Origin of the sequence: Rahnella sp. PD4 (assembly GCF_049199325.1) — a bacterium.
GTDB classification, from domain to species: Bacteria; Pseudomonadota; Gammaproteobacteria; order Enterobacterales; family Enterobacteriaceae; genus Rahnella; species Rahnella perminowiae.
Genome location: NZ_JBLZQF010000002.1, coordinates 363,439 through 375,776 on the forward strand (window position 1 = coordinate 363,439; position 12,338 = coordinate 375,776).

A 12,338-nucleotide genomic window follows, 5' to 3' on the forward strand; every position below is an offset into this window, starting at 1 on the left:
TAAACAGGAACGTATTGCATGAAAAAGCTGATCCTCGCTGCCCTCTTGTCTGCCAGTGCTTTTGCTGCCACCGCCGCTGATACTCTTCGTTTCGGCACTTCCGCCACGTATCCGCCGTTTGAATCGATCGGAGCTGATAACCAGATTATTGGTTTTGATATCGATCTGGCGAAAGCGCTGTGCAAGCAAATGCAGGAAACCTGTACTTTCACCAATCAGCCGTTTGATGGTCTGATCCCGGCCCTGAAATTTCGTCGTTTCGATGTGATTATTTCCGGTATGGATATCACGGAAGAGCGCAGCAAACAGGTGACGTTTACCCAGCCTTACTATGCCAACACCGCGATGATCATCGGGCCGAAAGGCAAGTTCGCTTCTGTTGCGGACCTGAAAGGTAAACGCGTCGGCCTGGAGAATGGCACCACACACCAGAAATACCTGATGGAAAAGCATCCTGAAATCACCACGGTCGGCTACGACAGCTATCAGAACGCGATTCTGGATCTGAAGAGTGGTCGTCTGGACGGACTGTTAGGGGATACCGCGGTCCTGAACGGCTGGCTGAAATCCAATCCGAACCTGGGTGAAGTCGGTGAACTGATTAAAGATCCGCAATACTTTGGTACCGGCGTTGGTATGGCAGTGCGCCCTGATAATCAGGCACTGCTGGCGAAGCTGAACACGGCACTTGAAGGAATTAAAGCCAACGGCGAGTTCCAAAAGATCAATGACAAGTGGTTCCCGGCTCACTGATTCCCGCTTAAATCTCTTTTAACAGTCGTCTGAAAAGGCGGCTGTTATGCGTAATATCTCCCAAATATGCAACGAAGCAGAACTTATTACATCTAAAAAGTGATATTCGTCACACTACATTCATGGAATGACTTTTACACTGTTCAACCGTAATCACTGCGAGATCGAATGTTTATGCACGCACGTTTTCACACCGCCTTTGCGGCACTCCCTGAAAATTTATCCTCCGCCCTTGAGCCGTTTCTGCGACATGATGACTTCCCGGCAATGCTCACTGCGGCTGACGTTGCGCAGATAAAACAGGCGACCGGGCTGGACGATGGCGCGCTGGCATTTGCTCTGTTGCCTCTGGCCGCGGCCTGCTCCGTTACACCTATCTCTCATTTTAATGTGGGCGCAGTGGCGCGCGGCACGTCGGGTAACCTGTATTTCGGTGCCAATATGGAGTTTGCCGGTGCCCCCATGCAGCAGACAGTGCATGCAGAACAGTCAGCGGTAACCCACGCCTGGTTGCGCGGTGAAACCCGTCTGGTGTCGATTACCGTGAATTACACCCCCTGCGGCCATTGCCGCCAGTTTATGAATGAGCTGGCCAGCGGCACGGCACTGGATATTCATCTGCCCGATCGTGATGTGGCAACACTTGGAGATTATTTGCCGCATTCCTTTGGCCCGAAAGATCTGGACATCACGACCCTGCTGATGGACCGGGTAAACCACGGTTATACACTGAAAGATGCTGACTCCCTGGCACTTATTGCGCTGGATGCCTGCAATCAAAGTCATGCACCTTACAGTAAGTCACACAGCGGTGTGGCGCTGGAAACGCACAACGGTAAGCAGTTCGGGGGACGTTATGCCGAAAATGCCGCGTTCAACCCGGGCCTTCCTCCGTTGCAAGCCGCGTTAATCCTGCTGAATATGTCAGGGGAAAATTGCCACAACGTTCGCCGGGCAATACTGGTTGAACAAAAAGAAGCGTTGATCACTCAAAACGATGCTACGCGTGCCACCTTAACAGCGCTGGGCTGCGAAGATATCACCACGCTGACCTGCTGATAATGTGAGCCGGTTAACACTAAAGGCTCCGTTTCCGGAGTCTTTAGTTACATAACATTTTCATTACATTTGTCATTTGTAATACTTATTTCCTCTCTGTTACCCTCACCGCTCCGAAATATAAAAAACAACATTCTGACAACCGGAAGAGTAAAACGATGGAACTTGAATACGAAAGTAAACGCCCCCTGTACATTCCTCACGCTGGCCCGATCCTGTTAGAGTTTCCGTTACTGAATAAAGGCAGCGCTTTTACTGAAGAAGAGCGCAGTAACTTTAACCTTCATGGTTTGCTGCCTGAAGCAGTAGAGACCATCGAAGAACAGTCTGACCGTGCCTACCGCCAGTTTCAGAATTTCAAAACCGATATTGATAAACACATCTATCTGAGAAATATTCAGGACACCAATGAGACGTTGTTTTACCGTCTGCTGGACAGTCATCTCAGCGAAATGATGCCGGTGATTTATACACCGACGGTCGGCGAAGCCTGTGAGCACTTTTCCGATATTTACCGCCGCGCTCGTGGACTGTTTATCTCTTATCCGAACCGCGCCCACATCGACGACATGCTGCAAAACGCCACCAAGCAACACGTTAAAGTTGTGGTGGTGACCGATGGCGAACGCATTCTCGGCCTGGGTGACCAGGGTATCGGCGGCATGGGCATTCCTATCGGTAAGCTTTCTCTGTACACCGCCTGTGGTGGCATCAGCCCGGCGTATACCTTGCCGGTAGTACTGGACGCCGGCACTAACAATCCGCAATTATTGAATGACCCGCTGTACATGGGCTGGCGTCATCCGCGCATTACCGGCGAAGAATATGAAGCGTTCGTTGATCAGTTCATCCAGGCGGTAAAAATCCGCTGGCCGAACGTGCTGTTGCAGTTTGAAGATTTCGCGCAGAAAAATGCCATGCCGATCCTCGAACGCTACCGTGATGAGCTGTGCTGCTTTAACGACGATATTCAGGGCACAGCTTCCGTGGCCTTGGGCAGCCTGATCGCCGCCAGTAAAGCCGCCGGTGGCAAACTGAGCGATCAGACCGTCACCTTCCTCGGCGCTGGCTCTGCCGGTTGTGGTATCGCAGAACAAATCGTTGCGCAGATGAAATCTGAAGGTCTGAGCGAAGAAGAAGCCCGTGCAAAGGTCTTTATGGTCGACCGCTTTGGCTTACTGACCGACAAACTGCCTAACCTGCTGGATTTCCAGAGTAAACTGGTACAAAAAAGCAGCGCGCTGGCCAGCTGGGGCATGGAAAGCGACAGTGTCTCCCTGCTTGATGTGGTGCGTAACGCCAAGCCAACGGTACTGATTGGGGTTTCCGGCCAGCCAGGCCTGTTCACCGAAGAAATCATTCGTGAGATGCACAAACACTGCGCCCGTCCGGTGGTGTTGCCGCTCAGTAATCCGACATCCCGCGTTGAAGCCACACCGGCTGATATTCTGAACTGGACCGACGGCGCCGCGCTGGTCGCCACCGGCAGCCCGTTTGCTCCCGTGAGTCACAAAGGCAAGCTTTACCCTATCGCACAATGTAACAACTCCTTTATCTTCCCGGGTATCGGGCTGGGTGTGATTGCCTCGGGTGCCACCCGCGTTACTGACGGTATGCTGATGGCTGCCAGCCGGACGCTGGCAGAGTGTTCGCCGCTGGCCACTGAAGGCACAGGTTCGTTGCTGCCGGACGTTGATGATATTCAGGGTGTATCTAAATGCATCGCGATGGCCGTCGGTAAAGCCGCCCAATTGCAGGGCGTAGCGATGGTCACGTCAGAAGATTCGCTGTCGAAAGCCATCGAGCACAACTTCTGGGCACCGCAGTACCGGAGTTATAAACGTACGTCTTTCTGATCCCGCTGTAGCAAAAGAGTTCAGAGACCATGATCCAGACCAATGCTTGGTGCGTTGGTCTTTTTTTTCGTCCAAATTGCAGTACGTCGCGCAGATTAAGAAGTAATTTACTGAAAAATGCTGAAAAAACCTGCGAAGCCTGTGGATGCGGAGTCCCACGTATTGCGAAGCCCGAAGAGGTAAAGTAGCCTTGGATCCGATTTCCATCTGGTCATAACAGGGATACCTATGATTAAGCGACTTATAGCTGGCGTTTTCGGCATCATGATTCTGATGCTGGCTGTCGCTATTGGGCTTGATCAGTGGATCAGTTTACGTACCCAGCCCTATATTTATGATGAGGTCCAGACCCTGCCACACCGTCAGGTTGGCGTGGTGCTCGGAACGGCGAAGTATTACCGGACCGGAGTCATCAATCAGTATTATCTGTACCGCATCCAGGGCGCGATTAACGCGTACAACAGCGGCAAGGTAAAATATCTGCTGCTGAGCGGTGATAACGCACAGCAAAGTTATAATGAGCCAAGCACCATGCGCCGTGACCTGATCGCTGCGGGTATCCCCGCCAGCGATATCGTGCTCGACTACGCCGGATTCCGTACACTGGATTCCATCGTCAGAACCCGCAAGGTCTTCGACACCAACGATTTCATCATCATTACGCAGCGTTTCCACTGCGAGCGGGCATTATTCATCGCATTGCATATGGGCATTCAGGCGCAATGTTTCGCCGTCCCTTCGCCGAAGAATATGCTCAGTGTACGCAGCCGCGAGATCTTCGCCCGCCTCGGCGCACTGACGGATTTGTATCTGCTTAAGCGCGAACCCCGCTTCCTCGGCCCGCTGATCCCCATTCCTGCGGTACACACTATTCCGGACGATGCTCAGGGCTATCCGGCAGTAACCCCGGAACAACTGCTTGAACTGCAACAACAACTGGAAGCCGAAAAGAAAGCGGCTATTGCCAAAGCCGCGGCCGATAAGGCAGCAGCTGAAAAGGCCGCAGCAGACAAAGCGGCCGCAGACGAAGCGGCCCGGCTGAAAGCAGAACAGGAAGCCAATGACGCGGCAGAAGATGAAACGGAAGATGTTGAGCCGACCGCGAAACCCGAACCGGCAAAGCCGGTAGGCAGAAATCCATTCCAGCAGTGATCTCCGGACTGCTCCCTCCCCTGCGAAGGGTTTGGCCTTTAGCGCCTCCCCCTGCGCAGGGGAGGGAGTTGATCGAGTTCCGAATTTAAGACAGCAAAAAAGGCCGCATAAGCGGCCTTTTGTTTTACTGCCTGATAGCTTATTTCTTCTTGGCGTATTTCAAAGAATCCAGCGCCACCGCGAAAATGATGATGCTGCCCTTGATGATGTACTGCCAGTACGGATTCACGCCGATATAGGTCAGGCCGTAGTTGATAACGGTGAATATCAGTACACCGGTCACCACCCCTGCCACAGAACCCACCCCCCCTGCGAAGGACACGCCGCCGACCACACAGGCCGCGATAGCATCGAGTTCGTACATGAATCCGAGGTTGTTAGTGGCACTGCCGATACGCCCCGCTTCCAGCAAACCACCGAACGCGTAGAACACGCCAGACAATGCATAAATCATGATCAGGTTTAACGGGACGTTAACGCCGGAGACTTTTGCTGCTTCCGGATTGCCACCGATAGCAAAGATGTTTTTACCGAAGCGCGTTTTGTTCCACAGCACCCAGACAAAGGCGATAGCAATCAGCGCATAGAACGTAATATAGGAAAGCTTCAGGCCACCTAAATGGATAAAGCCTTGTGCGAACAGGGAGAAGCCCGGGTCAAAACCCGCCACCGGTGAAGAACCGACATAATCGTAATACAGGGAGTTAATCCCGTAGACGATAATCATCGTGCCCAGTGTGGTAATAAATGGCGTTACGTTCAGGTAAGCGATAATAATACCGTTCAGCAAACCAATTAACGCGCCAACAATACATACAGTCAGAATAACCAGCGGAATAGGCACTACTTCCAGATGCGGGAAAACTTTATTGACGTTATCCATCGCCTGCAACATGGTGGCGGCGACCACCGCCGCTAAACCCACCTGCCGCCCGGCGGAGAGGTCAGTACCTTGCGTGACAATAAGCCCCGCCACACCCAGTGCAATAATGACACGCACGGAGGACTGAGTAAGGATGTTACTTAAGTTGACGAGACTGAGGAAGCTTGGATCCTGGATGATAATAATCGCCAGTAAGACCAGCAATACCACATAAATCCCGCCCTCTTTTAAATAAGTGAGCACACTTTTCTTATTTAATGCTTTCATAATAAGAACCCTTAAAAATTAGAGATGCAAGGAAGCCAGGCGTAATATTTCGTTCTGCGAGGTATTTTTAGTTTCAACTATACCCGCCACCTGTCCATTACTCATAACCAATATTCTGTCAGTAATACCCAGCAACTCCGGCATTTCAGAGGAGATAATAATGATCCCCTTCTCTTTTTTCGCCAACTCGGTGATTAACTGGTAAATTTCAAACTTAGCGCCAACATCAATGCCGCGCGTCGGTTCGTCCAGCATCAATATCTCAGGGTTGGTCAATAACCAGCGCCCGATAATAACCTTTTGCTGATTTCCGCCTGACAATGAACCAATACTGGTTTTATGTCCCGGCGTTTTTACCCGCATGGAATCGATAACCCATTGGGTGTCGCTTTTCATCCGGGAAGTATCAAGTAAACCGGCTTTATTTTTATATTGACGAATATTGGAAATCAGCGAGTTAAAGCCAATGTCCAGATATGCATAAATACCGGTTGAGCGACGTTCTTCTGTTACCAGCGCAAAACCATGGTTAATGGCTTCATTAGCGCTGTGATTATTAATTTTTTTGCCGTGTAATTTAATGGTTCCGGCAACTTTCTCACGGATACCAAATAATGTTTCGACGATATCTGTACGTTTTGCACCGACTAAACCGGCAATCCCGAGAATTTCCCCTTTATGTAAATCAAAGGAAATATCACGAATTGAAGGCTGGCGCAGTGAAGTCAGATTTCGCACTTCGAGGATAACTTCACCCGGTACGTTCTGGCGGTCAGGGAAGCGCTGGCTCAGTGAACGGCCGACCATCATGGAAATAATTTTATCCATGTCGAGACCTTCCAGCGGCTGGGTAATGATCCACTGCCCATCACGCAGGATGGTTATCTCATCACATAGCTGGAAAATTTCTTCCATCTTATGAGAGATATACACAATGCCGCAGCCACGATCTTTCAGTTTACGGATAATCGTGAACAGATGGTTCACTTCTTTTTCCGTCAGGGAAGATGTCGGTTCGTCCATAATGACGATTTTTGCATTGTAAGAAAAAGCCTTGGCGATTTCGATCATCTGCATCTGTGAAACGGACAACTTACCGACCTTGTCACGCGGATCGATATCAATGTCCAATTCGTCAAAAATCGCTTTGGTGTCTTTGTACATTTTGTCCTGATCGACAAAAAGTCCTTTGGTCGGGTAACGTCCCAGCCACATGTTATCCATGACCGTACGTTGTAACACCAGGTTTAATTCCTGATGGACCATCGACACGCCTTGTTCAAGCGCTTCTTTCGAACTTTTAAAATTAACTTCCTGTCCCTGAAAAAGAATAGTACCGGAGTCTTTACTGTATATCCCGAAAAGGCATTTTAATAATGTGGATTTACCGGCGCCATTTTCACCCATCAGGGCGTGAATGGAATGAGGACGCACCTTTAAATTCACATTATCTAACGCCCTGACGCCAGGAAATGATTTATTAATGCCACTCATTTCCAGAAGGAATTCGTCCGGTTTATGTGTTGTGTCAGATAACGTATTATCGGCCATAGTTATACCTGGCTAAAGATAAAAATAAACGGGTGTATTAATACCTGATGTCAGCCCTGCGTGCAGCCGGTAAACGCACCGCACGCAGAGCGACATGACGTCCTGTCAGATAAGCATTAACGTCTAATCATACTTAGTCTTTATTTACGGCTTAACCGCAATTATTTTTGCCACTGCTTAGCTTTGTTTGTTATTGCTGCCTGCCTTTACTGCTGTTGACGTAGTCTTATTTCACAAAGGAAGACAGATTGTCTTTATCCACGGCAACGTAAGGAATACGTACAACTTTGTTTTCAATTTTCCAGGTAGTCCCTTCAGCGGCGGGTTTACCGTCAGCCAGGTTTCTCGCCAGATCAAACGTGGCTTTCGCCTGGTTGTTTGCATCGTTAAGCACGGTACCGGCCATTGCACCAGATTTCACCAGTGCCAGCGCTTCTGACAGGGCATCCACGCCAAATACCGGAATGCTGGTTTTGTTATGGGATTTCAGCGCTTCTACAGCGCCCATTGCCATGGCATCGTTGTTGGCGATAACCACTTCGATTTTGTTAGCATTCGGGCCGGACAACCATGCATCCATCTTGTCTTTCGCCTGGGCGGTATCCCACATAGCGGTATCAAGTTGCAGTTGTTGAGTTTTCAGACCTTCTTTGCCGTTCAGGGTGCTGATGACGTATTTGGTACGCGCTTCAGCATCAGGATGGCCAGGTTCGCCTTTGATCAGCACGTATTGGATCACGCCGTCTTTGTTCAGATCCCAGGCCGGATTAGCTTTCCAGTGTTTAGCAATCAGCTCACCCTGAATAACGCCAGATTCCTTAGAGTCAGTCCCGACGTAATAGGCTTTGTCGTAGCTGTCTAAATCTTTACGGGAAGGTTCTTTGTTATAGAAAACGACAGGAATGCCGGCACCGCGGGCTTTTTCAATGATTACCGGGGCAGCAGCCGGGTCAACCAGGTTAATGGCCAACGCTTTAACACCCTTCGCCAGCATAACGTCAACCTGGTCGTTCTGCGTGGACTGGCTGTTTTGCGAGTCATTCATCAGCAGTTGCACATCTGGAGACGCTTTCGCATCTTTCTCAATGGCTTTGCGAACTTCGGACATGAAGTTGTCGTCATATTTGTAGATGGTGACGCCGATTTTAGTATCAGCAGCATGTGCGGCAAAACCAAACATCATGCTTGCAGCCAGAGTCGCCAGGGTGAAGACCTTCTTATTCATTTGTATCTCCGGTTATGTAGGGTGTTACAGAATTTGGCACCGGAAATCCTTGCGGGAGCAGTACAGCTCCACATCATGATTGTGGGTGCCTGCCATCCTTGACTTATAACGTCCTGACTCGCTGTGTAACAAGTCCGGCAAACCGGACCCAAATTGAATCATATTGAAAACGAATGAATCATAATGTGGGCGATGTTAATAAACTGTGAAAGTTCTCACAGATTGAAAACGGTTACATCGCGTTATTTGATCAAAAGGTGACGGGTGCCACATTTTGCCACGGTGCTACCGAATGGCGTCTGACCAGCGTAGGCATGAAGCAATGCGAAACCCCCGTAGCTAACTGTTCTGCCGCGCCTTTTAACGCCAGCTCCGTGGCAAGCGTCGCCATGGAAACGATGGGATAACGCACGGTAGTCATTTTCGGGCTGGTATAACGGGCAATCGGAATGTCATCGAAACCGATCAGCGAAAAGTCATCAGGAATATTAATTCCGTTTTCTTTCAACACCGCCATCGCCCCGGCAGCCATTGAATCGTTGTAGGTAAACACCGCACTGAGGTGCAGATTGCGCCCGAGCAGTTCCACCATGGCGGCTTCCCCGCCCTGCAGATCGGGCGAACTTTGCGCCCGCCATGCGGCAGGTGGCGCTTCAGCGCTATGATGTGCCTGCGTCATTGCCTGCGAATAGCCCTGATAACGCTGCAAATCGTCTTCAATGCCATGACTTGAACCAATGTAACCGATGCGCTGATGTCCCTGCGACAGTAACAGCCGGGTTGCCATTTCTGCGCCGCTGACGTTATTAAGCCAGACACAGCGGTGTTCGTAGCCCGGAATGACACGGTTAATCAGCACCATACCCGACACCTGATCCATAAACTGCGAAAGCTCGTCATCACCCAGTGCCTTAGAATGCACAATGAGCGCGTTACAGCGTTGACGAATCAAAACCTCAATGGCGTGCCTTTCTTTTTCGGCAATATGATAGCTGTTACCTATCAGGACATATTTCTGATGTTGCTGCGCGACAGTATCAACGGCTTTCACCAGTGCCCCAAAAAACGGGTCTGAAACATCCATAACCACAACGCCGATAGTATCGCTGCTTTGCGTGGCCAGTGCCTGCGCATTGGCATTAGGACGGTATCCCAGCGTGGCGACAGCCTGTAGCACCTGCTCGCGCGCCTCTTTGCTGGCAATGGTCGGATTGTTCAGAACGCGTGACACGGTGGCGACAGAAACCCCCGCCAGCCGGGCGACATCACGAATTGTGACCATGCGTCGCTCCGTGATCAGTCAGGGAATGGTACGGAGGAATACGGAAATTTTTGACCCAGGAAGTAAAAAAACCAGACAAAGAGAAGCGAGGTGAAGTGCGCATGGCGTTTCCTTTTTTAGTGTAGTGGTCATCGGAGTGGCACGACCGCTATCCTAAACATTTTGCGAAAACGCCTGCGTGAATCTCGTCACAGGAAAGAAAACGTTTACATACAAATCTGCAACCTTCATCCCAAATCTATCATTTAGGATGATGTAACGTCATCGGGTTCAGGCTGTTTTCAGTTCTACGCCGGAGGCTTTGATGGTGAGTTTCCGCCACAGCCACTCCACCGGTCCCTGCCGGAAATGACGCAACCACAGCACTGTCACCAGCAAATTACATACCCAGATCAGCGGCACCAGCGCCACCAGTTGCAACCGGTCGAAATGCTGATAGAAACCAAAGGTATTGAAAAATGTGGTACAGATGACAGTCTGCAACAGGTAGTTGGTCAGCGCCATGCGGCCAATCTGCGAAAGCCAGTGCGTCACGCGCCAGCGCGAAATCAGCGGCCAGAAGCCGTAACACAGCGCCAGATAACTCACCGCCTGCATCAGCGAGCCAATCTCACGCGGCACCTGCAACAAAAAACCGCTCCACCGGTAGTCCCAGCCGGTACGATATTGCAGATAAATCGCCGGGATCTGAATCAGTAATGAAAACGGTAACAGCACGGCTGCGACTTTGCGGTAATGGGATGAACGGAATTCACCCTTCAGCCACCCGCTGCGCATCAGGCCGGCACCAATCAGCATGGCGCCCGCCAGTTCCCAGCCGTATTGCGCGCCGATCGCCAGCAAACTGGACGACAACAGATCGAGCCGGTTCTGAATCGCCTCCCACCCGCCTTTCAGTCGCCAGTATTGCTCATACTGAATTTCCGCCGGCCCCGGAAGCCAGAAGCTGCCAGGTTTTGGTGAGGAAATAAATCCCAGCATTGCCAGCACAGCCACACCGATCAGATACAAAATAATGCCCGTTGATATCAGCGACTGGCTGCTGCGCCCTTCCCGCACCATCCGCCAGCACACCAGACCAATCAGCCCGTAAGACAGCAAAATATCGCCGTCCCATAACAACGTGGCATGGAGAAAACCGCACAATAATAAAATTGACAACCGCGCCTGGATCCAGTGTTTGCCGCGTGGCAGTAATAAATACAGGCCACCGCCAAACAGCATGGCGAACATCATCAGGAACTTGCCCTGCGCCACAGCGTCAAGCACCGCCCAGGTCCAGGTGTCAGAAGCAGAAGGTGTCCCGGCAAATGCCGGATTCAGATAAGCGGCTTTCGGCAAACCGAAGGCGCTGATATTGAGCAGAAGAATGCCAAAAATGGCGAGACCACGGGCAAAGTCGAGCGTGGCAATACGTGAGCGCATACCTGACGTTCCTGTTAACGGTAAGGAGCTGAAAATTGTGCGGGCTTCAGACAGACTAACGGCACCCGTAAGGTGCCGCAATATAAAGTGTCTGACCGGTTAAAACGCCGCTGTTAGCTGGCGTGTCTGACCGTTCTCAGGAATTCCTGTCGCGTATTCTGGCTCGACTTAAACAGACCGCCCAGAGAGGTCGTGGTGGTCGCGCTGGTCGCGTCACGGACACCACGCGCCTTCACGCAGTAATGCACTGCATCAATCGATACCGCCACATTGGTGGTGCCGAGCAGGGTTTGCAGTGCAACCAGTATCTGCTGGGTCAGGCGTTCCTGAACCTGCGGGCGCTGCGAGAAGAATTGCACGATGCGGTTGATTTTGGACAGACCAATTACGGTCTCTTTCGGGATGTACGCCACGGTCGCTTTACCGTCGATGGTCACGAAATGGTGTTCGCAGGTGCTGGTCAGCGTGATATCGCGCACCGTGACCATTTCATCCACTTTCATCTTATTTTCGATGACGGTGATTTTCGGGAAGTTGGCATAATCAAGCCCGGAGAAAATTTCATCCACGTACATCTTGGCGATGCGGTGCGGCGTCTCCGCCAGACTGTCATCGGAAAGATCCAGATTGAGAAGCTGCATAATACCGGTCATATGCTCCTGGATCCGCTGCTTGCGCGTTTCGTTGTCGATCGGCAAAGCTTCACGCAGAGGGGTTTCCAGACCACGGGCTAACAGGGCCTCGTGAACCAAGACGGCTTCTTTACTCAGGGTTGGCATTGTTTCTTCTCCGGCAGATGTAATCACTTTGACGCAGATCACGCCAAAGTGAGGTGGCTTACTGTAGTAGAGAGCCGGTTCAGAATCCAGTGATTGCTTTCTTGAT

Annotated in this window: 10 protein-coding genes; 4 read left to right on the forward strand and 6 right to left on the reverse strand. The window is 51.0% G+C overall.

The window, feature by feature from the left end; all coding sequences use genetic code 11:
* Positions 1-18: 18 nt before the first annotated feature.
* The 4 genes from ACOZIO_RS06355 to sanA all read left to right on the forward strand — a co-directional run bounded on the left by ACOZIO_RS06355 (position 19) and on the right by sanA (position 4,820).
* Positions 19-753, forward strand: coding sequence for an arginine ABC transporter substrate-binding protein (locus tag ACOZIO_RS06355; RefSeq protein ID WP_235173864.1), 735 nt, complete (start codon positions 19-21; stop codon positions 751-753).
* Between the two features lie 174 nt (positions 754-927).
* On the forward strand, positions 928-1,812 hold the full coding sequence (gene cdd, locus ACOZIO_RS06360; RefSeq protein WP_217139077.1) for a cytidine deaminase: 885 nt from the start codon (positions 928-930) through the stop codon (positions 1,810-1,812).
* Between the two features lie 158 nt (positions 1,813-1,970).
* Complete coding sequence (locus ACOZIO_RS06365; RefSeq protein WP_421595114.1) at positions 1,971-3,668, forward strand: NAD-dependent malic enzyme; 1,698 nt, start codon at positions 1,971-1,973, stop codon at positions 3,666-3,668.
* Positions 3,669-3,896: 228 nt separating this feature from the next.
* The gene (gene sanA, locus ACOZIO_RS06370; RefSeq protein ID WP_129952456.1) at positions 3,897-4,820 is read left to right on the forward strand and encodes an outer membrane permeability protein SanA; all 924 of its coding nucleotides are present in this window, start codon (positions 3,897-3,899) and stop codon (positions 4,818-4,820) included.
* A 139-nt stretch (positions 4,821-4,959) separates the two neighbouring features.
* Here sanA and mglC read toward each other — a convergent pair whose 3' ends face one another.
* The 6 genes from mglC to folE all read right to left on the reverse strand — a co-directional run bounded on the left by mglC (position 4,960) and on the right by folE (position 12,232).
* Complete coding sequence (mglC, locus tag ACOZIO_RS06375; RefSeq protein ID WP_129952455.1) at positions 4,960-5,970, reverse strand: galactose/methyl galactoside ABC transporter permease MglC; 1,011 nt, start codon at positions 5,968-5,970, stop codon at positions 4,960-4,962.
* Between the two features lie 18 nt (positions 5,971-5,988).
* Complete coding sequence (gene mglA, locus ACOZIO_RS06380; RefSeq protein WP_129952454.1) at positions 5,989-7,521, reverse strand: galactose/methyl galactoside ABC transporter ATP-binding protein MglA; 1,533 nt, start codon at positions 7,519-7,521, stop codon at positions 5,989-5,991.
* Positions 7,522-7,747: 226 nt separating this feature from the next.
* A complete protein-coding gene (gene mglB, locus ACOZIO_RS06385) occupies positions 7,748-8,746 on the reverse strand; it encodes a galactose/glucose ABC transporter substrate-binding protein MglB (protein ID WP_129952453.1) in 999 nt (332 codons plus the stop codon).
* 250 nt (positions 8,747-8,996) lie between these two features.
* Positions 8,997-10,028 (reverse strand): HTH-type transcriptional regulator GalS, encoded by a 1,032-nt coding sequence (gene galS, locus ACOZIO_RS06390; RefSeq protein ID WP_129952452.1) that lies wholly within the window; start codon positions 10,026-10,028, stop codon positions 8,997-8,999.
* A 270-nt stretch (positions 10,029-10,298) separates the two neighbouring features.
* Positions 10,299-11,453: a DUF418 domain-containing protein YeiB gene (yeiB, locus tag ACOZIO_RS06395; RefSeq protein WP_129991234.1), complete on the reverse strand. Its 1,155-nt coding sequence runs from the start codon at positions 11,451-11,453 to the stop codon at positions 10,299-10,301.
* Positions 11,454-11,566: 113 nt separating this feature from the next.
* Positions 11,567-12,232: a GTP cyclohydrolase I FolE gene (folE, locus tag ACOZIO_RS06400; RefSeq protein WP_129952450.1), complete on the reverse strand. Its 666-nt coding sequence runs from the start codon at positions 12,230-12,232 to the stop codon at positions 11,567-11,569.
* Between the last annotated feature and the right edge of the window lie 106 nt (positions 12,233-12,338).